This window comes from Paenibacillus lacisediminis, assembly GCF_046567315.2.
This window is the reverse complement of record NZ_JBKIAX020000001.1, coordinates 229,519-251,605: the sequence shown is the minus strand read 5'-3', so window position 1 is coordinate 251,605 and position 22,087 is coordinate 229,519. Positions and strand designations below refer to the sequence as shown.

Annotated in this window: 16 protein-coding genes, 1 pseudogene and 1 riboswitch; of the genes and pseudogenes, 4 read left to right on the top strand and 13 right to left on the bottom strand. The window is 45.7% G+C overall.

The window, feature by feature from the left end:
- Nucleotides 1-83: 83 nt before the first annotated feature.
- From ACLD72_RS01125 to ACLD72_RS01070, 12 genes and pseudogenes are all read right to left on the bottom strand, one after another.
- The gene (locus ACLD72_RS01125) at nucleotides 84-1,352 is read right to left on the bottom strand and encodes a hypothetical protein (protein WP_410995045.1); all 1,269 of its coding nucleotides are present in this window, start codon (nucleotides 1,350-1,352) and stop codon (nucleotides 84-86) included.
- Between the two features lie 183 nt (nucleotides 1,353-1,535).
- The gene (locus ACLD72_RS01120; RefSeq protein WP_410995046.1) at nucleotides 1,536-2,945 is read right to left on the bottom strand and encodes an MFS transporter; all 1,410 of its coding nucleotides are present in this window, start codon (nucleotides 2,943-2,945) and stop codon (nucleotides 1,536-1,538) included.
- Between the two features lie 21 nt (nucleotides 2,946-2,966).
- Nucleotides 2,967-4,769: a beta-glucuronidase gene (gene uidA, locus ACLD72_RS01115; protein ID WP_410995288.1), complete on the bottom strand. Its 1,803-nt coding sequence runs from the start codon at nucleotides 4,767-4,769 to the stop codon at nucleotides 2,967-2,969.
- A gap of 116 nt (nucleotides 4,770-4,885) precedes the next feature.
- On the bottom strand, nucleotides 4,886-6,355 hold the full coding sequence (locus tag ACLD72_RS01110) for an ABC transporter substrate-binding protein (RefSeq protein ID WP_410995047.1): 1,470 nt from the start codon (nucleotides 6,353-6,355) through the stop codon (nucleotides 4,886-4,888).
- 25 nt (nucleotides 6,356-6,380) lie between these two features.
- Entirely contained in the window at nucleotides 6,381-7,976 is a 1,596-nt protein-coding gene (locus tag ACLD72_RS01105; RefSeq protein ID WP_410995048.1) for a response regulator, read from the bottom strand.
- 3 nt (nucleotides 7,977-7,979) lie between these two features.
- Nucleotides 7,980-9,722 carry a sensor histidine kinase gene (locus tag ACLD72_RS01100; RefSeq protein ID WP_410995049.1) on the bottom strand — a complete coding sequence of 581 codons (1,743 nt, stop codon included), beginning with the start codon at nucleotides 9,720-9,722 and terminating at the stop codon, nucleotides 7,980-7,982.
- Nucleotides 9,723-9,927: 205 nt separating this feature from the next.
- Nucleotides 9,928-10,365, bottom strand: a complete 438-nt coding sequence (locus ACLD72_RS01095) for a hypothetical protein (RefSeq protein ID WP_458475543.1) — start codon at nucleotides 10,363-10,365, stop codon at nucleotides 9,928-9,930.
- Between the two features lie 122 nt (nucleotides 10,366-10,487).
- A pseudogene (locus ACLD72_RS01090) lies at nucleotides 10,488-10,703 on the bottom strand (helix-turn-helix transcriptional regulator); the annotation flags it as partial.
- A 179-nt stretch (nucleotides 10,704-10,882) separates the two neighbouring features.
- Nucleotides 10,883-12,274: a M24 family metallopeptidase gene (locus ACLD72_RS01085; protein WP_410995054.1), complete on the bottom strand. Its 1,392-nt coding sequence runs from the start codon at nucleotides 12,272-12,274 to the stop codon at nucleotides 10,883-10,885.
- Between the two features lie 20 nt (nucleotides 12,275-12,294).
- Nucleotides 12,295-13,749 carry a M81 family metallopeptidase gene (locus ACLD72_RS01080; protein ID WP_410995055.1) on the bottom strand — a complete coding sequence of 485 codons (1,455 nt, stop codon included), beginning with the start codon at nucleotides 13,747-13,749 and terminating at the stop codon, nucleotides 12,295-12,297.
- Between the two features lie 16 nt (nucleotides 13,750-13,765).
- Nucleotides 13,766-14,602, bottom strand: coding sequence for a MurR/RpiR family transcriptional regulator (locus ACLD72_RS01075; RefSeq protein WP_410995056.1), 837 nt, complete (start codon nucleotides 14,600-14,602; stop codon nucleotides 13,766-13,768).
- Nucleotides 14,603-14,634: 32 nt separating this feature from the next.
- A complete protein-coding gene (locus ACLD72_RS01070; RefSeq protein ID WP_410995057.1) occupies nucleotides 14,635-16,011 on the bottom strand; it encodes a PTS transporter subunit EIIC in 1,377 nt (458 codons plus the stop codon).
- A gap of 270 nt (nucleotides 16,012-16,281) precedes the next feature.
- A riboswitch (guanidine-I (ykkC/yxkD leader) is annotated at nucleotides 16,282-16,382 on the top strand.
- 77 nt (nucleotides 16,383-16,459) lie between these two features.
- Between ACLD72_RS01070 and ACLD72_RS01065 the strand changes: the two genes are divergently transcribed.
- The 3 genes from ACLD72_RS01065 (at nucleotide 16,460) to ACLD72_RS01055 (ending at nucleotide 17,705) form a co-directional block, all read left to right on the top strand.
- Nucleotides 16,460-16,801 carry a DMT family transporter gene (locus tag ACLD72_RS01065; protein WP_410995058.1) on the top strand — a complete coding sequence of 114 codons (342 nt, stop codon included), beginning with the start codon at nucleotides 16,460-16,462 and terminating at the stop codon, nucleotides 16,799-16,801.
- A complete protein-coding gene (locus ACLD72_RS01060) occupies nucleotides 16,798-17,112 on the top strand; it encodes a DMT family transporter (RefSeq protein ID WP_410995059.1) in 315 nt (104 codons plus the stop codon). The genes ACLD72_RS01065 and ACLD72_RS01060 overlap by 4 nt, the downstream gene beginning before the upstream one ends.
- A 74-nt stretch (nucleotides 17,113-17,186) precedes the next feature.
- Nucleotides 17,187-17,705, top strand: coding sequence for a GNAT family N-acetyltransferase (locus ACLD72_RS01055; protein ID WP_410995061.1), 519 nt, complete (start codon nucleotides 17,187-17,189; stop codon nucleotides 17,703-17,705).
- A gap of 665 nt (nucleotides 17,706-18,370) precedes the next feature.
- Here ACLD72_RS01055 and ACLD72_RS01050 read toward each other — a convergent pair.
- Complete coding sequence (locus ACLD72_RS01050) at nucleotides 18,371-20,386, bottom strand: polysaccharide deacetylase family protein (RefSeq protein WP_410995063.1); 2,016 nt, start codon at nucleotides 20,384-20,386, stop codon at nucleotides 18,371-18,373.
- A gap of 468 nt (nucleotides 20,387-20,854) precedes the next feature.
- Here ACLD72_RS01050 and ACLD72_RS01045 point away from each other — a divergent pair, with 468 nt between their 5' ends.
- Nucleotides 20,855-21,976 carry an MFS transporter gene (locus ACLD72_RS01045; protein ID WP_410995289.1) on the top strand — a complete coding sequence of 374 codons (1,122 nt, stop codon included), beginning with the start codon at nucleotides 20,855-20,857 and terminating at the stop codon, nucleotides 21,974-21,976.
- The last annotated feature ends 111 nt before the right edge of the window (nucleotides 21,977-22,087 follow it).

Below are 22,087 nucleotides of genomic sequence, written 5' to 3'. Positions count from 1 at the left end.
ATAAACCGCTCCTTAGCGCCTGCCATTTTGCGGTCTTCGCTTAAGTTTTCCGAGTTTGCCCACAGCCATCCATATCGTTTCTTCTATTCGTATTCTCCGCCGGGCAGCTTCAGCTCGTCAAGAGGAACAAGCGACGCGGCGGCGAACAACAATTGCTCCTTGCTGACCGACTTGGCCGTACTGATGGAAATATGCGTCGAACCGCGCGTGATATACCATGTCCCACCCGCTTCGCTCTCCGGAAGCCCAATCCATTCCGCCGTAAAATCGGGAAAATACCACTTCTCTCCGGACCCCTCGTTTCCTTCCTCCCTCTGCCGCAAATCCGTGCTCGACTGCCGGACGACAAAATGAGGATATGTCAGCTTCATAACTCCATCTTTCTCTTGCTCCGCTGTCATTCCGTAGTCCGTAGCAACGCCTTTTCGCGGTACGTAAGGATCAAAAACGCGGGCGCCGTCGGCTTGCTCCCGGATCTGTTTTACTTCTTCGCTCGTATATGGGATGGTAACGAAGCGATCGGAGTAGTATTCGTCGCTTGTGTACTGACTGAATTCTTGCAGTCCGTCCTTTTTCAGCCAATACAGCTTGACGAGGGATAGATCCTTCCCGAACGCGGCCAAAACCGCCCCCTCCTCGGTGATGGAAACAGCTTCCGCCTGCAATGCTTCGTTGAGGTTGCTCCGCCCGATATGCCCGTCTTGCCACCGGTAAACCGAGGTATGCGGAATCGTCCCAGAGCTCACGATCACCTCAGGCAAACCGTCGTGGTCCACATCCATTTCCGCAGCATAGCCTTCATCGATCACCATAAGCTGCACCGGCTCCCCGTCCTTCAACTCAATGTAACGGGTCATGGAAGCGGCCGCGCCGACAGCGCCCTGGATTTTGACGACTTCCTTACCGAATAACATGATGTTGCTGACTGTCACAGCATCGTCCTGATCGTAATGATAACCGGCCGCTTTCCCCAAATCATACACGAGATTATTTTGAACCAAGGCTGCATAAAGGAAATTAGTATCGTTCTTACGGGCATAGATAACGATCTTGTTTTCCTGGGAACTGTTAACCCCGGACAAATCCGTTTCTTTCACAATACGATCCGCCTGCTTTAACCCGCCTTCCAGCACCTGGACTTTTTCGGAACCATCAACTTTTTCCCACGTTAGCGGCAACACCCCGCCTTCAGCGGCGTCTGCGAAGGTTGCCGAAGTGCTTGCCATATTAGATATTTGCGGCGATACCGATCTGTCCTTTGCCCCGGAAGCTTGCCCGGGATCCCCAACGTTGCCGTATACTGCGCTCAACAACAAGCAGGTGGCGCTAATGACCAAAATTTTGTTCTTCACAAAAGATCACTCCAAACGACTATGATACTCTTATAGACGCACGAATATGGAAAAAGTTGATATTTCTCCTTGATTTGCTTTAACTCTTATTATACATATCAAGAAAAAGAGGTAAAAACCAAGAAGCGATCCGATATCACGCGAGTGATCAAGGATCGCTTCTTCATTGGGCTGATTGTTGAATTAACCATTCCTTTTTTTCTTCAAATCTTCAGCAAGCTGCAGAGTCCGATTTTTACTCAACGGGTACAGCAGAACAATAGTTAAAAATACAAGCAGAATAATGATCGCCGGCCCGAGGGTACCCAGCATATAAATACCATTCAAGGTTCTTTGTTCCTGAACTTCAAGCTTAACATTGTAGCCGATGAGTCCGATGGCAAATCCGCCAAAACCGCCGGCGACCGCTTGACCCACCTTTCGAGAAAATGAATAGACCGAATAGATGGTACCGTCCTCTCTCAACCCCGTTAAGTGTTCATGATAATCAATGATATCCGTGACAAAGGCCCAGATCATTAAGTTAAAGAAAGCATAACCGAACATGCCGACAGCTGAAATGGCCACAAATTGATTGGCTGTAAGACCCGGTAAGAAGTACAGCATTCCATATACTATGAAGGTCAGAAGAAAAGCCGTAGAGGTAACCTCTTTCTTACCAAACCTGGCAACCAGCGGTTTGGCCAGGGGCATGGCGATGAGAACGGTTACAACCTGCATTACACCTACCAGACTCAATGCTGAAGCGCTGCCAAAATAATCTTTAAACAAATATACGTTGACCGTAGAAATCAAGATCAAAAACACCATAAAAATTAACGAAGCAGTCAAAATTGAAATCAACGGCTTGTTTTTAAGCAATCCCTTTAATGTTGCGGACATAGAGGATTTAGCTTTGTTATCTGTGTTGGAGGAAGTAATACGTTCTGTTGACAATCGGAAGCATCCGATATAAGAAGCCAAAGACAAAATACCAAAGAGAATAGCAGCAAGCAAGATCCGATTTGCATCTATCTTATTGTCTACAAAGAGAATTAAAGGCGCTATCGCGTTGACAAACAACTGAGCGATAGTGGCACCTAGTGTACGGAATGTCGATAAGGTAGTGCGTTCAACAGGATTACTTGTGATGACAGATGCCATTGATCCGTAGGGAATGTTGACCGTGCTGTATAAAGTACCCCACAAAATATAAGTGACATAAGCATAAGCAAGATAAAAGCCCTCCGACAGTCCGGGAATGTGGACAAACATTAAGATCCCCGTAATGACTAGCGGAAATGACATTCTGAAAATCCAGGGCCGGAATTTCCCGTGTTTGCCAGGTTTTCTTGTGTCGATAAATCTGCCCCATGAAATGTCCGCGAGCGCATCCCACAGCCTTGCGATCATGAAGAGAAGCCCTACAGCAACTGGGCTGATCCCCATAATGTCCGTATAGTATACCATCAAGTACGCTCCTACGAGCATAAAGAAAAAGTCATTGCCTAAATCCCCCAACATATAGCCGAACTTATCTCTAAAACCAAACTTCCTGGTCTGTGTGCCTGTTTGCTCAACTTGCAAAGTATCGAGGCTTGTTTCCGGATTCATGTTTTCTCCACCTCCGCTAATTTACTTGCTCTGTTTATAATGGAAATCAGGAATTTGCATCCACCGTTTCCTTAATTCATGGGCTGCGGCTTTAGGCTTGCGATCCCTGGTGAAGATCCCTTTTTTGTTGCCCTGTACCCGGATGATTCCCTGGCTTGTGGCAAAATCCGCAAAATTCCAGACCTGCTCTCCCACGAAATGGGCAAATTCATCAAAGATTTCGTGGTTTGCCTTGTAAAACTCGACTTGGTATTCTTCCGTAAACATAATGGGCTCCACATCATGAAGGCCGGCGATCGTATCGGTTCCGTATTCGGTCATCATAATCGGCTTCTCCGGGCAGCGCTGCAGCCAGCCGTTAAGTTCTTCGCGTAACTTGGCTTTCGCGGACTTTAAATCTCCCCCATCAACATACCAGCCGTAATAACGATTGAATGCCAGCACATCCACTAGCTCGGCAATTTTATCCGCCTTTGGCGAAGCCTCTATATGAGTCACTAAGGTAACCGGACGTTTTTGCGGATCGGCTTCCCTCATTAGTTCAATAAGCGGTTTGAAGTATTCATAGGCACCTTCTTCATAAGAAGCCGGCTCATTGGCTACATTCCACATCACTACGCAAGGATGATTTTTGTCACGTCTGACCAAATCGTTGATCACCTGCTGATGATGCTCAAAGGTCTGTACCTCTTTCCACGTATTTTTCTTCTCGCCGCCGGTTAACATCACCAGAAAATTCAGATCCAAACCTACAGCAGGAGTTTCATCAATAACCACAAACCCTTCCCGGTCGGCGAGACGCATGATTTCTTCCGCATAGGGATAATGAGCGGTGCGGAAAGAGTTGGCCCCCATCCATTTCATCAGGTTAAAATCCATGATATTAGCGGCTTCATCCATCCCTCTTCCGTGAATGGGCGTGTCCTCATGTTTGCCAAAGCCTTTAAAATAAAACGGTTTATGGTTGATCAGAAACTGTCCGTTCTTGACTTCCACGGTTCTCACGCCAAAGGGCTGCTCGTATACGTCGATTAAGCTGTTATCTTGGATGAGCTCTATTTTCAATGTATACAAATAAGCGTTCAAAGGCTGCCAGAGCCGTACATCGGAAATGGTGACAGCACCTTCGGCACCGTCTGCCGCGGCTACCGCTTGCCCGTCTTCATCTAGCACGGTTACGTGAACGTCGGCGGAGCCCGAAATCTCTATAGAATAATTCACCACACCGGAATTCCCGGCAATGTCCGTAACCACCGTGACATCTTGAATGAACATTAGAGGAGTCGTGTAGATCTTCACGGGGCGCTGAATGCCGGCATAATTAAAGAAGTCAAAGTTAGGCCGGTTTTTAAGTTCTTTGCCGCCTCCCGGAATCTCAACCTCCGTATAAAGCCCTACAGGCAGCGTCGAAAAATCAACAACATTGTTAACGGCCACAGTCAAACGATTTGTCCCCGTATGGACAAAATCATGAATTACTGCTTCGAAAGGAAGGAATCCCCCTTTATGCTCCACAACAAATTCCCCATTAACATAAACCTTGGCCGTATGTGTGGCTGACCCAAACCTTAACACCAAACGCTCGTCCATCATCACACCGGGCAATGTAAATTCTTTCTCATACCAAACCCAGCCTACATGATCACGAATATCGGCGGTCACCCCAATATCATTGAAAGAGGCAGGGACGGCCATTGGAATCGTATCTTGCAATCTGGATTTATACCACTGCTCATCAAAACCGGCACCATGATCCAGCTTGAAGTTCCACACTCCATTAAGCTCAAGCAAACTGCGGGTTTCGGTCATTATGGGATACAACATCAACAACACTCCTTGTTTCATGCTCTGCTCTTGTACCCTCATAATAATGAAATCCTGTTTGTCCAACTACCGTTTCCCCGACTTCCTCTTTGCACTTTGCCGACTATTTGCACCCGTTATTTATTGTTTTTCGCCCATTCGTTGAGCTGCTTTTGTTTCTCCGCGATAATTTTATCGATTCCGGCGGATTTCAACTTGGAAATAAATTCCGGCAATATCTTATCCGGATCGACGCTGCCCGTTTCGAGCGGAAGCTTGTATTCCGTAACTACATTGGACACCGCGGCGTATTCTGTCTTAACAGGACTTGCGTCGAACGTAAAGCCGAGCGCCTTGGATTTTATTGCCGACTTGTTGAATTCATCCATTTGCTGCCAAATGGTTGGGTCGCCTCCTTTAAATACATAAGACAGGAATTGATTGCCGAACAACCATCCCAAATTTAAACCGTAGCCTGAGGTTTGAGCGTCGATGCCTTGAGGAAAATCAATGACGTTGTCCGAGTGCGTCACATAATGCTTCCCTTCGATCCCCCAATCGAACAGATTTACGATATCTTTGTCCGAATACATCAGGTTCAGGAAATCCATTGCTTTGTCCGGTGCTTTGGAATTGACCGGAATTCCCCACATGACACTCGTTACGTTTGAGGTTGTCGATACCGGTGGAAGCAAGCTTGCTGCAACCACCGCTGCGCCGCTGCTCTTCGATTCCTGCTGTTCAAAACCGGGCTTCATGTTGGAGAAGTAGGCAAAGCCGCGATTGGACTTGATTAAATCGAACTGAGACGTTTTGTTTGTTGCGGCATCTTTCTGGATTAAGCCTTGAGTGTACCAGCTTCTCATCTTTTGGAGGAACTGCGCATATTCCTGCGACTCGTATAAATTGACGACTTTTAGATTGTTGTCGTAATTCGGCAATACGCCAATCGAATCGCCGAGCGTGTCGAATGTGCGGTACGAATCAAGCATGGACCGGCCAATGTTGCCCGGAATCAATGGCGCTACATGGGGCTCATTAGCCTTGATCGTTTTCAAGACCGCCTCTACATCATCCAGCGTACGAATGTGGCTGATGTCGATTTGATATTTATCCACGAGATCCTGCCGCATGGTAAATCCATGATTGTTGGCAAAGTCGCGCACCGTCGGAATACCGTAAATAGACCCTGAAATTCGGGCCGCTTTCAAATAGACCGGGTCCAGCGCTTTCTGTATCCCTTGGCCATGCCGCTCAAGAAGCTGGTCCAGCGCAGCGAGTTGCCCTTTTGCAACATAGTTGCTGTAATTGCTTGCTTCGACAAACATCAAATCCAGCTTGTCCTCACTGCTCAGCATCAGATTGACTTGTTGGTCCCAGTTCCCGTAGCTGATCGGTATTAATTTTACGGTTGCATTGATTTTTTCCTGTGCGATCTTGTTAATCGAATCCTGCACCAAAGACAAGTCCTTTGGCACTGCTCTGAAAATCGGGAAAGCCATATTCAGCTCCACCGCTTGTTCCGCCGGCTTCGCGTACTGATCTCCCGCTGCCGGCGCTTGTCCATTATTGCCGTCACATGCGCCGCCGCAACGAGGAGTGCGCATACACCCTTTAGGCTTATCGTCATAACTATTCCCCCTGATTTGCCTGGCGATATTCGTTTGGAGTAAGGCTGGTGTACCTCTTGAACATCCGGGAAAAATGAGAAAAGTTAGCATAGCCGATATAGGATGCTACGGCGCTGATCGGCATATCGGTATTCGCCAGCAGTTCTTGCGCCCGCTTGAGCCGTTCTTGAAACAAATAATCCGAGACGGCCATCCCGGTCTCTTTCTTGAAGATTCGGGTCAGATAGTCCGGGTTCAAAAAAACATGATTCGCTATATCTTCCCGCGACAGATCTTGTGCGAGATGAAGTTTAATGTAATGCTTAACTCTTTCGATAACACTCTTCGATTGTTCAACCGTGTTTGCATATTCCATCGCTTTGCCTACCGTATGCTTCATCCATGCGGTCAGTTCGGTCACGGAACGGGTTGCGCCCGCCGCAAGTTCCACAGAGACGTTATCGCTGAACAATTGATGGGCTTGGATCCCTTTTGTTTGAAGCATATAATACAACATCTGCTCGAAATCCTGATAAAATTGGCGGAGCAGTTGCGCATTCAATGCATCCTGCTGCACGAGCCGCTCGAAATAACCGGCCGCTTCTTCCAATACCCGGCTGTCCTTCCCCTCCTTCAGCATGACCGCCCACAAGCTCATATCAGGGAGCCGATTGACGGGAGGCTGCAAGCGAACACGGGACAGCAGGAAAACCTTATTGTTATATGCAACATTGTTTACCTCCAAAGCGTTAAGCCGGTTTACCATATCGAACATCTCGTGTCCGCGGGTATTTTCTCCGATATAGCAGGATAAATCGCAGTAAAAATACTGCCTGCAACTTGCGATGTACCGTTCGCAAGCTTCCCTCAGCGATGATTCGATATCTCCATTGCTCTCTGCAGATAAGATGGCCAGCAATCGTCCGCTGCCGATCACAATTACTTTTCCGTCTTGACGGGGACCGAGCAAAATTTCTTCGGCAGAACTTCTAAGCGCAAACTCCAAAATCTTCTCATCGCGCAAAGTCAACGGTTTATGCCACCTCTGCACACTAATAAGAACCGGCACAAATTTCATATCTTCGGCATAGGGAATATTGCGCTCGTCCGCGGCCCGCTTCACCGACTCCGCTTTCGGCGGGATCGTCTGGTCCAAAATATCCAGCCAAAACCGTTCGATCAACACCGGCTGATGCCGGAACCAGAACCGGCCATATTGGCTATACTCAGCTAATTCCGTTTTCTTGTTAATTTTATGGATCGCTTTAAGAAGTACTTTCTCAAGCTCGCCAAAAGGGATCGGTTTGAGAATGTAATCCAGACTCCCTAATTGGAGAGCCTCCTGGGCATATTTGAAATCGGCATGGCAGGTCAAGAAAATCGTTTCCGTCTGCGGATACCGCTCCCTGACCCATGCCGTCAACTCCAATCCTGTGGCCTGCGGCATTTCAATATCGCACAGCATCATATCGATCCGTTCTTTTTCGAACAGCTCCCTGGCTTGTTTTACGGTAAAAGCCGTGAACACGGCTGTTATGCCTAGCTTATGCCAATCCATTCCCGAACGGATTCCTTCTACGGCATGAATTTCATCGTCAACAATCAATAATTGAAGCATTTCTTAAACTCCTCTTTCCGAATAATATGGAAGCCTGATTTCTACAACGGCACCGCGCGGAAACCCGTTATAACAAGAAAGGGCCGCTTTATCGCCATACAACAGCTGCAATCGCTTGCGAACATTCCATATTCCGATATGCTCGCCTTTTTCATCAACGACACGGTTTCCTGAGCGTATCTGAGTTAGTATCTCCTCCTCGAACCCTTTCCCCGTATCGCGGATGAAGATCTCGATATATGGCTCCAGCCCGGTTTCCTGCAAATCGATATCTACAGATAAATGTATAGGCTCCTCCAGCGTGACTCCGTGCTTGATCGAATTTTCCAAGAAGGTTTGGATTACTAGCGGCGGTACTTGAACATTCTCCAGAAAGTCAGGAATATTAATGGTACAGGTTAAACTGTGCGGAAAGCGGAGTTCCTGAATCCGGACGTAGTTGCGGACATGCTGCAATTCCTCCTGCAGTGAGACGAACGTCAAGTTGCTGCGAAACATGAAACGGAAATACTGAACTAAACACAGGATCATTTCTTGAATCAACTCGTAGTTTTTTACTTGGGCCAGATTAAATAAAATGTTCAAAGCGTTCATGAAAAAATGCGGATTAATCTGAAGCTGAAGGTGCTGCAGTTCCGCCTTTTGTTTACTCAACTGCTCTTCGTATACACTGATTTTCAAATCCTCAATTTGCCCCATCATCGTGTTGAAGGTTTCATTAAGCAACAGAAATTCATCCGATGTACGGTACGGCTTGATCCGCATTTTTACGTTGCCCTCGTCGTTGATCCTTCTCATAACGGAAATCAACCGCTTGAGCGGCATGAGAAGGATATGGCGAAGCAGCAGCAGGCTAAGCGGGATAAGTCCAATGGAAGCGAGTGAAATGAGCGCAATGATTCGAGTCAAATGCGGCAGATTCTGCAAAATTTGCTCATTCGGGATAGCCGCCACCAGGTTAAAGTCACCTATTTGCGAAGATTCCCCGACGATTAACACCTTATTTTTACTTCCAGACATGTAAGACTGTTCGAACCCCTTCGTGAAATCGATATTTTCAAGCATCAAAGGATTGGTGCTGACCATCGGTTCTCCCTGATTGGTTACGAGCAGCGCGCTTCCTTCTTTGCCCAGATCAATCAAATGAAGCGGGATAAGCAATGTTTTCGCGTTTACCCATGCCCCGATATAAAGGTCGCCCGATTGAAGTACTCGCAGCACATAGTAGTCTTGTCCGATTTTCCGCACGAACCATTTGCTTCTGCCGGTCTCCGCAAGAAAGGTACGCTCACCAAGGAAACGGTGCAAAAACTGCTCCACCTGATCCCTTTCCGAAAAGGGGACCCCGTCCTTAAAGACGTCCAATAAATCCTGCCTTGCATGGGAATATACAAAAAAAGCAGCGACGGATTTGTAAAGAGTAATATCGTTCGCGAGCGTTAGCGAAACACGATACTTGGCCATTTGATACTCGTCCTCCGAATTAGGGGCCCCCATGGACTGGATGCTATAGTCATAAGTCAACAAACGAATTAGATTTCGATCCGCATCCTGCAGTTGGGTGTCGATCTGTCTTGTGTATAAAGAGAGTAAATTTTTATTGGAGAGCGTCACTTGGTTACGTACAACATGGATGCTGTAGTAATTGTTGTAGATCAGCAGCGTGATAAGGGGGATTAAAACCAGCAGCAGCCCCACAACCATCTTAAATCGAAGCGAATTCCATGAAATATGCCGGATTTTCACGACTCCTCACCCCACATTCTCATTAAAAGACTGCCGAAGCGGGCTAGGGCAGTCCTGTCATCATCCTATTATCGGTTATTTTACGATTGCAGAATCATAACAAATTTCTCATTTCCACACTACCGTTTTGACGACAATTTACTGTGCATCTCACGACATACACTTATTTATGCTCTCACAAGGGTATGGCAATTTTCTCTAAACGCTAAAGAAGAGAGGGGCTCCCCCTCTCCTCAGGAAAAACTTCTTCAGGAACGAATTCAGTTGTTGGGGTATTGTTGTCAACTTCCTGAAGGCTGACATTATCAAGCCATGCCTGCCCTTTCCCGTACAACAACATACCCATATTAATAATAGCTCCATTTTTAGGTATATCCAGTACACAAGAATAATGATTCCATTCGGTTGTTCCTGTAATTGACCTGCTTTGCATGTTATCCAGCTTTAAAGTATCTCCCAAGGCGTCGTCTATCCTAAACCATAATCCGCACCAGCCTTCCACATCTTGAGTTTTTACAAAACCGGAAGAACGCATCCGCTTAGCGATGAAATTTTTAGCACTGATTTGCTGCATGATGGTACCAAATTCACCGTTGGAAAATTCGTCTGTAAGAGAGCGAACCGTTGCCGATTTTGAGCCCATATGGTATATATTAGGATCGAGGCTTCCCAGGTATTTCTCGGGGGCGGTTCCTGTGATAATCCAGTCGCTGACCTGTATCTTCCTGGAGGTAATTGATAGATACTTTTGAAAGCTCTTGTAAAAGATTCCTGAGATTCAAAGTGGTATGTTAGGGCTATATCAAGTATGGAAACATCCGTATTTAATAAGGCGGATGCGGCACTGGCAAGCCTGCGTTTTCTAATATAATCATATACAGGAATCCCGACTTCTCTTTGAAAAGTTCTATGAAAATAGAATTTCGAAAATCCTGCAACTTTAGAAACTTCATCTAAAGTCAGTTCCTCACATAAATTCATTTCAATATAATTCAAAGCTGTCTGAATTTCTTTACTGCGTGTCATTCATTTCACCTCCTGGAAATTATCATAGCATGGGGCTAAATTTAATGTTTGACGCTTTTTGCCTTCTTTCAGCCTATCATGAAAAGAGCCCTCCCTGCGCCGTGGTAGTCACGGAACAGTGAAGGGCTACATCATTAAAGTTTGATCAAAGCCTTATCTTTTGCCAAAGCAAAGGGTCTGTAATAACCCACGCTATTGGAAAGCGGCAATACCTCTGGATGTAAGTCGATATTCAATACGTTTTTGATATACGCTCTGCGCTGCTCAAACCTTTCCCATAAACCCGGGTGTTGCTGTTTGATCGTCTCTCTTAAAGCTTCGTCGGCCAAAGCGATGCCTGTTTCCGCACCGGTCCCTCCATAACCTTTAACGGAAGGGATGATGTCTACCTGAAACAACATCCCGCTTTTCAACCGGGTTTGGGAATCGGGATATATCGGCGAACACATCCACTCTTCATCAGCCACCAAGTGGCCGGGATTTAGCGACCAGTTGAATTGTTCTTTGGGCAATACAGCTTGAATACAATCATACATTTCGCTGCCGCTCATGCCTATTTTTACATTTTCCAGCCAAGCCACTACGGCTGCATAATACGGAATTGCAGCTTTTTCGAGATAATCTTGGACATCTTCCGGCAGTTCGCTTGGATCGGATACAATATAACCGGCTCTGCTTGTTAAACCGCCTTTGTAACCTGTAGTCATCGAAAACTTATCTCCGAGCTGGATCTGTTTGTTTTGCGGGTACAAGACGGCTTTAGTAAACCGATCACCGGTTGTAAAAATAGTTGTTACATTATGAGGCTGACCAAATGCAGATAAATAGCTGGCGATTTCAATATCCAGTTTGCCCGGCTCTATTTCATCCATCGCTTTTTGTACACAATCAGATGCCAGACTTGATCCATATTCATAGTAGGAAATTTCATCGGCATTATTTACGGTCCGAACCCCGTCTTCCTCCCCGATAAAGAGGTCCGTGCAATTTATTATGGAGCCGTCGCCCTGAATAACCTTCTGTAAAGAATCCACAATATAATAAGGGATATCAAACAATTGATGATTATCATCATATTTACTGGTGAAAACTTTCCACCCTACAACACCAATTTTCTTGTTTTCAATATTGGTGGCTTTAAGAAGCTCCGTAAAACTTGATTTGTTCTCCATGGGTTGATTAGGCAAGGAGAAATGGGGAACGTGAATGGCTTTTGCCTCAAACCTTGAATAGTTCGCCATTTTTAGATTTTCGTTTCCGAGCAAGAGGTACGATGATCCTTGATTGTTCACAATTAATAAAGCCTCTTCAAACCGGGGTATGAAACCGGTGAGATATTCAAAGTTGGCTCCATGTTCTCGATCAGCATAAATCAGGAGCGAATCCAAATTTCTTGCTTTCATTTGATTAAGAACCTTTTTTCTGCGTTCATTCATCGTTTCATCAGACAAAACAACGGTTTTTTTATGGAATTCATATGAGGGCTGCTGCACTTTTTCAAACGCTATCTTGTAAGTTTGTGTCATGGAAATACACTCCATTCTTTTTAAATATCGTCGATGGGAAACATGGGACGAAGAATTCTTTTGTAAGGAATCTTCTCGGTATACTGATACGTCTCGCCAGGGGTTAAAGACATAATGCTTAATTTCGAAATCTCATTCAATTCAGGGAAAATATACCCTTGCTTTACAACAATAATATCATAGGCGTGAATATCCAGATTAGCTGCCGCAAATTGATGCATTTCAGCATACGAAACAAATTTATTGGATACTGCAACATCGATAGGATATTCGTTCAAACGAAGGGTAACAACTTCTCCTACGTTTTCATTGGCACTGCCGAATATTTTCAAGTTTCTGATATAACCTTTTGAAACAATTTCTCCAGAAATACTCACTTGTTGTGACGGAAGATCAGAATAAGCGCCCAACTCAATATCTACTTTTTGACCTACTTCTTGTTTCGATAATACAGACACGGCCTGCGTATCCGTAATCGCGCTGATCAAGATTTTCTTATCGCCGAAATGATTTCGTTTTAATAGCTGTCTCAATACAAAGGTGCTTTGTCCGGAAGCGCCGGCCGTGGTGTTGTCTCCGGAATCGGAAATAATGACAGGACTTTCTTCAAATTCAATAGCTGTCTGCAATGCTTCTTCCGGTTCCATGGCGTTCCCTGTAAAGTGAAACTCTTTTCTCTTGGAAAATGCATAATCGGCGATTTCTTCAGCAACCGTTTCAGCGTATTTGGTGTGTTCTTCCTCGGACGGGATGACAACGACACCCGCCCCGCAGGTGTAATTATCATGTCTCGTATAACCTATATAATAGGAAACACTTAAAATCTCCGGTGAAGCTTCCACTTTATCCAGCACTTTATTGATAGACAACAAAGGCTCGTCTGTAGACACACAGCGTTCCCCGCCCAATAAAATTGGCACTCTTCTATACACTGGTTTAATGTTTTTTCTGTTATTCAACAGTTCAATGAACAGTTTCGCCACATGTCTGTACGTTTCGTCAATATCGGTATGCGGGGACTGTCTGTAGCATCTGACGATGGTCGAATGGGAGACAAGCTCTTCCGAAACATTGCCGTGTGGGTCCATGACAACGGCAATTGGAAAATAAGGTCCGGTAATTTTGCGAATTTCCCGAAGCAAGTAGTGCTCGCCCGAGCCCCCCTCCAAATCCTTGATGTAGCTCCCGCCGTGAAGAAATAGATATATTCCATCCAGTTCATGGATATTTTCCTTAACTCCCTGAAGAATAGCGCTTGAAATAAAATCGAACGCCTCTTTTGTAACCAATCCTTGAGCATAACCATTGGCGTAAATGGTTGGAACAAGCTCGATATGATGCTGTTCAAAAAGGTCCTTCGCCTTCATCTCATCGATCATTTCATCCCCGAATTTATATACAAAGTCATTAAGACCACATGGTTTTTTTACGGAAGCATTCGACTCGGCATTAAATGAACCAACAAGCACTTTCATACAGTTCCCTCCATCATTACTTTTTCTTTTCTCGTGAAAAATGGCTATAATATAAGTAAAACAAATTGTCAAAAATGTAATTTATTCCATACACCGTGTATTCCGTAAAAACTCTGGGGTTATCTTCATTCTTGCTAATGTAAAAAACATCGTCATAACATTCCTTTAACTCAGCATCCCTGTTCAAAGTAAACAACATCTTGTACGCCGCACAATATTTGACAATATTCAGTGTCGCCGCGGCAAAAAGACCTGTCACTGAAATCGTGATGAGCAAGTCGTCTTTCCCCAAAGCCGCGATAGACGAATGGTTCGCAGATTGCGCGGCACGCAGATCCCCAAAGGTCAAACTGTCGGAGTAATCTGTGACAACCTTGACCGTTTTCCCGCAAAAAAACATCTCTTGCTGAAAAAATTTGGCCATAGTAGCCGCAGTATCAACGACAAAGATGATCACGTTTTTGCTTTGATGCATTTTTTGTGCGACTTCTTCAAGGCGAGCGTCGTCAAGTGTCTGATCAATATCGTTAATCATGCTTATCAACTTATTAGCCGTTATTTCTCGAAAGTTGCCAACCTGTACGCGATTGGTATACTGTCTTTGCTGAAATTCATAGTTGATAAAGTGCTTTTTCATTTCAACAAAATTGGAGAAGCCGATTTTTTTACAAAATCTCCGTACACTTGCTCTTGAGCAATAACACTGATCGGCAACATCGAAAATGTTTAATTTTTCGAAATGGTTGTATTGATCCAGGAAATAAGCTGCCAATTGATATTCAAGCGTTCCTGTTGAAGTGTTGTTGACAATAGACATGAGTGTGCCTAACGGACTTATTTTTGTATTTTCCATACGGCTTCTCCTTTCTCAAACGGTGTTGTTGATTACCCGTAGGTTCTTTTAGTTTTGCCTACCTTGCTCAATATCGTTGTAGCCGCAAAACTGACCACAATGGCAATGAGAGCTGAAATCAGCGCAATCCAAAAGTTGAACAATTGTCCGTCCCCGCCGATATAAGTAACAATGGAAGCTAGTCCCGGCGAGACGAGGGCGTACTGTTTTAGCTGAAATATCCCGGCAAATACCCCGCCTACTCCACCGCCAATCATGGCCCCATATAAAGGGGTCATATATTTTAGGCAGACGCCAAACAAAGAGGGTTCGGTGATCCCTAAAATTCCCGTTATTCCTGCGGATAGAGACAATCCTTTAAATTCGCTGTTCTTGGAGAGAAAGAACGCCGCCAACGCCGCACTGCCCACGGCCACGTTGGAAACAAGCATCCCCGGCAGCATAAAGCTCTCATAACCATTTGTCGCCAGAGAGGTAGTGATGACAGACAGGAATGCTTTGTCCAAACCCAACATGACAATAAACGGGCTGAAGAATCCAAACACCCCTAAAGAAAGCCAGGCAAAATTCGTATTTAACCAGTCAAGCCCTTGCGCCACAATATTGCTTAAATATACACTGGCCGGACCGAATGCGACCAGAACGACAGGAACGGTTACCAAAACTGTAACTAAAGGCCGTAAAAAAAACTTGAGTGCCTTGGGAATGATCTTATCCACGTTTTTTTCAACAAAAGCCATTAACAAAACGCCGAAAATAACCGGCAGCGTAGTCGAAGCATACGTCGTCTGAGCGATGGGAATACCAAGGAAAGACAGGCCTTCCGCATTATTGATCGTGTTCGTTAACAGTATGCCGCCAAGAAACGCCCCCATCGTTCCGTTGATGCCAAGCTTTCTGGCCGTAGTGAACCCCAGGTAAACCGGGAGAAAAAAGAATCCGGCGGAATTGATGGCTGACAAAACGATAACAGTTCCGCTATTGCGATCAAGTCCAAAATACATCGTCGAAATGTTTAAGACAGCCGCAACGAGCCCTGCCGCTACCAGAACCGGCAATACGGGAACAAAGACACCGCTCAGAAAGTCAATGATGGTGTGTACTGAAAATTTTGCTTTCTTGTTTGCTTCCGAAGGGGTGTCGCTAGCCGTAGTTTGCTCGCCGGTCGTAGCGATAAAATCGTTGTAAACACTGTTGACATGAGTACCGATAATGATTTGAACCTCGTTATCCTTTTTGACGACTCCCAGTACCCCCCGCGTGCTTTTTATGGCTTCATCCTTTACTTTGGAGGCGTCATTCACTTGCAGCCTCAGCCGGGTTGCACAATGATTCGCGAATTTTAAATTTTCTTTCCCTCCAATCCCGGCCACAATTTGTTCAATCAACGCCTTGCGATCTGCATCCATTTTTTATCCCCCTTTATCATCCATCATAAGAGTTTGTTTGTAAGCGGTTTAAAAAACCAGAAGGCAAGCGCGCTTTTTTTAGCCTCTGTAAAAATTATAAAATCTATGTAAGCTTGATGCGGAACAAATCTTGTCCCCAAAGTTCAATGTTAGATGATAAATAGCATAGCAAATATGATTTATTGTTCTGCCGGAATCAATTGTAATAAACGTTTGTAAATTGACTTACGTTACATCGTGTGTTAGTATGATCTGAGCCAATAACTGAATAAACAAGTTTTCTAGGGTTCCGCAGTTGCAAGACTGGTCTGGTCCGAGAGAAAACGCACAGCCAAGCGGCTGTGACACGGAGGGATAAAAGCCTGGGAGATAAACGCATGATGCGGTTTATTTCCCAGGCTATTTTTTTGTGACCAAATTTCAAAAAGAGTTTAAGGAGGAACGGGTTATGAACAAAACATGGATTTCCGTCATTGTTGCGGCTATATTCGAGGTCGCTTGGGTTATTGGGATGAAGCATGCCGATAACTTTTGGGAATGGGGCGGTACACTGATCGCTATTTACATCAGCTTTTATTTGATGATCAAGGCGGCTCGTTCATTACCGGTTGGAACCGTATACGCTGTATTTGTTGGCCTGGGGGCGACAGGGACTGTAGTAGCTGAAATCCTATTGTTTAATGCAGACTTAAGTGTTGCGAAAATCGCTTTGATCGGACTGCTGCTCATTGGTGTGATCGGACTTAAAGTGCTTAGTAAGGACAAGAAAGAGGAGGCAAGCGGAATATGAACTGGGTGTATTTGATTCTGGCCGGCCTATTTGAAATGACCGGGGTATTGCTTATCAACAAGTTTAATCAATCCCGCAATTGGCAATCATTAACTCTTTTGATTATTGGTTTTGGCCTTAGTTTTGTATTTTTGTCATTGGCCATGACAACACTCCCGATGGGGACAGCCTACGCGGTATGGACTGGAATCGGCGCTTCTGGCGGGGCGATCCTCGGAATGATCTTCTATAACGAGCCACGCAGTTTAATGCGCATTTTGTGCATAGGGTTGGTCCTCGGCTCTGCTGTGGGGCTGAAACTGGTCAGTTAAAATTCGGAGATTCTATCAGCAAAAGGGAAACAAAAGAAACTATTAATTTTTATTTAAAGGAGCTAACCATTAAAATGACCGTAAAAATAAAAAAATGCCGCCGTGAAGATTTACAAGTACTCCAAGAAATAAGCATTGAAACTTTCAACGACACATTTAAGGATCAAAATTCACCCGAAAATATGCAAGCCTATTTGGAAAAAGCATTTAACGCTGAACAGTTGGATAAGGAGTTGTCCAATAGCTTTTCGGAATTCTATTTCATCTGTTTCAATGACGAACCCGCCGGATATTTAAAGGTAAATATGAATGATGCCCAATCCGAAAAAATGGGCGATGAATCGCTCGAAATCGAGCGGATTTATATAAGATCCAAATTTCAAAGAAAAGGGCTGGGAAAATATCTAATCAACAGAGCGATAGAAATAGCCATAAGCCAAGCCAAAAAGACGGTCTGGCTGGGAGTTTGGGAAAAGAACGAAAACGCCATCGATTTTTATAAAAAAATGGGTTTCGTTCAAACCGGGGCTCACTCTTTTTATATGGGGGATGAAGAGCAAATTGATTTTATAATGAGCAAAACACTCATATAACTTTAGTAAAATTACGTCTTTTTAGCAAATTTCCTCCCTTTAAAACTATTCTTCCCTATTTATGGCTCAACCTAATAATCAGCGCTTGACAGGGAAGGCCGGTAACCGATCATGACAAGAAATATCGGCAGATCAACATCCGCTGTCCGGACGCTTTGCACGATTATCCCGTTTGATCCGGAAGCAGAGAGGAAGATAAATTCAGGAGAAGAAAATAGGTTTGGGAGAAGCAGACATGTTCGAGATCGTTAGATTGGTTTGTGAGAAGGAGGTTTAGGAGAAGTGAAGCATACCTGACGGGAAGAATGGGGCAAGACACCGGGAAAATAAAAGGACCGTGATCAGCCATCACCCTCTACCCTCTGAACAAAAGGGATAATCGTGCAAGGCAGCATGCAAGGATACCAAGACGAACGCTATAGACAGCCACCTCTGAAGCGGCAGGTTGGTCGCTTGCTAACCGAAGGCCCTGGCCTGCAAACTGGACTAAAACCAAAACTCGTTTATTTATATTTTTTTGTTTTAACGGCTAAGCCGATGAGTTTATAAGTATTAATATAAAAACCCATGACTACAAAATTCAGCCATGGGTTTAAATTTATTGGTGTACTAATCAAAGACATTCGTTGTTTTCGCGTCGCGATTCAGGCCGGGGAGACGATCTCTTAGAAATCGCTTGCCGTCGTTTCCAATTCCGTCATCATCTCAACAATTTCGACGCCATAGGTAGGGCTGGTCGCCCATGATCCGCCTAATGCTTCCACCGTAACGACCTGCCCCAACAAACCTGGAAAGTGCCTTGGATCGGGTGTATACGCTTTAGGATAACCTGGAGCGCCTGCGTACAGGGCCAAATGATCAATCTGCGCCTGAACCCCTTCCTGCCAACTGAAAAAGCGCTGATGTGCCAGATGATCCGTGTCGGAGCCGCCTACCTGCGTTTTTAATCCGGCCGGATTATTAAACGTCTCATCCAATAAGCCGCCAAATTTTCCAAAGCCCGTTTCCTTTGCAGCCTGGCAGTACACCACAACCGGATCAACGCCCGCTATGAGTGCCTCCTCCCAGACAATATCCGCTAGATCTATGAATACGTCCGTCGCTCCCTTGGCCCTTGCCCATGCTTTGGCTTGCTCGACAGTAGCCCTTGGAGTGGACAATATGTAAGTATCGCCGGGCGCGGTCCATTCCTCGGCATTGTCTTCTGGCGGTACGGCGTTGTCTTCTAGCGGTGCGGCGTGATCTTCTGCCGGTTTGACGATGCCTTCTGGCGGTTTGGCGATGTCTTCTACCGGCTTCTTGTAAGATAGTGTAACGGTATCGTCGGCGGAGCTCCACGTAATATCCATTCCGGCGAGTTCACTCAAAAATCGTAAAGGGACATAGGTTCTTCCCTGAAGTATCATCGCGCTAGTATCCATACTTATTGGCGTCCCGTTGACAACAGCGGAGTTGTCGCCGATTTTCAAATCGACATTCACATCGCCTTTGGATAAAATAAGCGTTTTTTGAGTCCCGCTTCCCTCCCATTTCACGTAAAAGCTCAGAGATTCTGCCATAAACCTAACGGGCACCTGTATTCTGCTGTTTGCATCCATATACGGTTTTGCATCCGGAAAATTAACTTCCGAGCCATTGTATATCAAACGGATGTTGCGCTGGGTAGCGCTACTCGCCTCATCAAGTTGAGGCGTATCGCCTGAAGCATCCGACTTGACGCTTAAATAGCCGGCGTTTGCCCAACCCGTCCGGCCATCCGACAGTTTGACACGAAACCAATCCCCTTCATTGGCTAAAAGGGTGACTTGCGAGCCCTCAGGGATTTTGGCGATAACCTCATATTGCAAGCCTCCGCCGTTTCTAAGGTTTAAACTGTCGACAGTAACCGTAGCTATTTTGCCGGTATCCTGCGAAGCCTGCGATTTTGCGGCGTCGGCGGCGTCTCTAGAGCCGCTGGAAGCTTTGGATCCCCCCAGATTGTCAGGCAAACCGTTAAGTTCGGCCATCGTAACAAAAGCGTAGCCTTTCGACCGGTAGTAATCAATAATTTGGGGAAGCGCCTTGACCGTCTTATCCCGTTTTCCTCCCCCGGAATGCATCAGCACGGTGATCTTGTTACTGGAGTTAGACTTCACAGCTTTGAGAATATCGGCAACAGAGCTGTCCGTGGCCCAGTCCCGGGTATCTATATTCCACAGCGCCTCAGCATGTCCCAACGCCTTAATTTCTCCCTTCACCCGAGCTGATGTCGCCCCATAGGGAGGGCGCATCATGGTCGGTGGAACGCCGGTAATCTCACGAATCGCATTATCCGTTTTTACGATTTCTTGGCGAGCCTTCTCTTTGCTTAGCTTAGTTAGTTCAGAGTGACTCCACGAATGATTGCCCAAAGCATGACCTTCTTGTACGATGCGTTTCATAACATCGGGATACTGCTTAACCCTGTCTCCTATTACAAAAAACGTGCCCTTCACTTTGTGTTCCTTCAAAATATCAAGCACCTTATCGGTATATTTTTTGTCCGGTCCATCATCAAAGGTTAACGCCACCATTTTATTGGCTTTGTTCTCCGTTGAGGAGGCAGCCGCCGTAAAATCTGCTCCGGCTGTAAAAACCAAGGCCAGCGCCATTACGGTAAACACAATAAGTCTGAACAGATGATGCCTTTGCTTCATTTCCATGGACCTACTTTCAGCAATATTATTTTATGTACTAAAATAGTATCAGAGTTCTATCATATAATCTATCATAATTGCATATTAGACGCTGTATTCCGTACGAAAATAGAGCGCATTGAGTTATCAATCGAGCAGCCGGAAGAAATGATAGGTGATATAATAGAGGGATCTCCAACAAAAAGCGAAAAACGTACGCTAAGCGAAGATTTATTCAAACAAGCCGGAATTTCCGTACACCAAGGAAATTCCGGCTTGTTTTATGCAACTTCTATGGGTAGACGAGACACCGTCCTTCTCTCCTGAGAAGGGTACTGCGCTGTAATCGTGGTTTTATTCCATCCGACTTGCTCTTTCAGGGTTTCCGCAATTTGCTTTGCTGTAATATCCACTTGGCAATTTCTTGAATATTTTAAAAAGATCACAATCGATCTAGGTAAAGGATGTGTCTATTTGAATTTCCGCATCGTTTTGATGGCCGCTGTCACCTTTGTTGTCGGTACAGTCGAGCTTATCGTAGGAGGCATACTGGAGTTGATTGCGACGGATCTGCACATTTCCGTCAGCGCCACAGGTCAGTTTATTACTATGTATTCCATCGCGTTTGCCTTATCGGCTCCAATCCTCATGAACCTGACCGCCAAGATGGAACGAAAAACGTTATATCTTGCCAGTTTAGGTGTATTCCTCTTGTCCAACGTGCTGGTTGCCTTCAGCTCCAATTACTCCCTGATTTTATCCGCTCGCGCATTGTCCGCCATGAGCGGAGCCCTTATCATCGTCCTGTCCATCTCGCTCGCTTCCCGGCTTGTCCCTCCTTCGTACAGGGGACGGGCGATTGGCATCATTTATATGGGCATCAGCGGCTCGCTCGTTCTGGGCGTGCCGATTGGAATGACAATCGGTAACGCGTACGGTTGGCGAGCGCCGTTTCTATTGATTGCCGGCTTGAGCGCTTTAGCGATCGTGGTCATCTCCGTATTTCTTCACAAGTCACCTCCGGAAAAAGCCGTTCCCCTGCGCAAGCAGCTTGCTTCGCTCAAGAACGTCAAAATTGTCAGCGGCCAACTCATCTCGTTTCTGTTGTTGATGGGACATTTGACCTTGTACGCTTACTTGGCACCCTACGTGCAATCGCTCTTTCCGGTCAGTCCCGGAATCCTGAGTCTCGTCTACTTCCTGTTCGGTATCGCGGCCGTAGCTGGCGGCGGTTTGGGCGGCTGGATTTCCGACCGTTGGGGCACAAAGCGGTCGATTATCGTCATTACGGCATGCTTCGCCTGCTCCATGTTCATGCTTCCCTTGGCGGCAATAATCTCATTTTATCTGTTTCTGGCTGCCATTATGGTCTGGAGTGCGCTCAGTTGGGCCATCTCCCCGGCTCAACAAATGTACCTGATCCAGAACACGCCAGAGGAGGCCGATATTCAGCTTAGTTTAAACTCGTCCATCATGCATCTCGGTATCGCGTGTGGATCGTTGATTGGCGGCGTCATCATCGAAACGAGCTCGGTGGCCAACAATTTCTGGGTCGGCGGTCTTCTGGCTCTGGCCGCACTTGGCTGCGCAGTCTTTTCGCTTACCCGCAGCGCGTAGCACCCGTCAACTGCGGCGGAGCAAGCGATGCCAAACGTAACCCCACTAAATATGGTAATATTAATGGGTACCGGCGCATGCTAAAGCAATTAAATGTTGGGAGGGGGGATT

What these genes read in the sequence shown, in the direction of transcription:
- ACLD72_RS01060 (WP_410995059.1), top strand. Translation starts at nt 16,798, where the DNA reads ATGAACTGGGTGTATTTGATTCTGGCCGGCCTATTTGAAATGACCGGG.
- ACLD72_RS01070 (WP_410995057.1), bottom strand. Translation starts at nt 16,011, where the DNA reads ATGGATGCAGATCGCAAGGCGTTGATTGAACAAATTGTGGCCGGGATT.
- ACLD72_RS01075 (WP_410995056.1), bottom strand. Translation starts at nt 14,602, where the DNA reads ATGGAAAATACAAAAATAAGTCCGTTAGGCACACTCATGTCTATTGTC.
- ACLD72_RS01120 (WP_410995046.1), bottom strand. Translation starts at nt 2,945, where the DNA reads ATGAATCCGGAAACAAGCCTCGATACTTTGCAAGTTGAGCAAACAGGC.
- ACLD72_RS01080 (WP_410995055.1), bottom strand. Translation starts at nt 13,749, where the DNA reads ATGAAAGTGCTTGTTGGTTCATTTAATGCCGAGTCGAATGCTTCCGTA.
- ACLD72_RS01045 (WP_410995289.1), top strand. Translation starts at nt 20,855, where the DNA reads ATGGCCGCTGTCACCTTTGTTGTCGGTACAGTCGAGCTTATCGTAGGA.
- ACLD72_RS01110 (WP_410995047.1), bottom strand. Translation starts at nt 6,355, where the DNA reads ATGCGCACTCCTCGTTGCGGCGGCGCATGTGACGGCAATAATGGACAA.
- ACLD72_RS01065 (WP_410995058.1), top strand. Translation starts at nt 16,460, where the DNA reads ATGAACAAAACATGGATTTCCGTCATTGTTGCGGCTATATTCGAGGTC.
- uidA (WP_410995288.1), bottom strand. Translation starts at nt 4,769, where the DNA reads ATGTTGTATCCCATAATGACCGAAACCCGCAGTTTGCTTGAGCTTAAT.
- ACLD72_RS01085 (WP_410995054.1), bottom strand. Translation starts at nt 12,274, where the DNA reads ATGACACAAACTTACAAGATAGCGTTTGAAAAAGTGCAGCAGCCCTCA.
- ACLD72_RS01095 (WP_458475543.1), bottom strand. Translation starts at nt 10,365, where the DNA reads ATGGGCTCAAAATCGGCAACGGTTCGCTCTCTTACAGACGAATTTTCC.
- ACLD72_RS01055 (WP_410995061.1), top strand. Translation starts at nt 17,187, where the DNA reads ATGACCGTAAAAATAAAAAAATGCCGCCGTGAAGATTTACAAGTACTC.
- ACLD72_RS01105 (WP_410995048.1), bottom strand. Translation starts at nt 7,976, where the DNA reads ATGCTTCAATTATTGATTGTTGACGATGAAATTCATGCCGTAGAAGGA.
- ACLD72_RS01050 (WP_410995063.1), bottom strand. Translation starts at nt 20,386, where the DNA reads ATGGAAATGAAGCAAAGGCATCATCTGTTCAGACTTATTGTGTTTACC.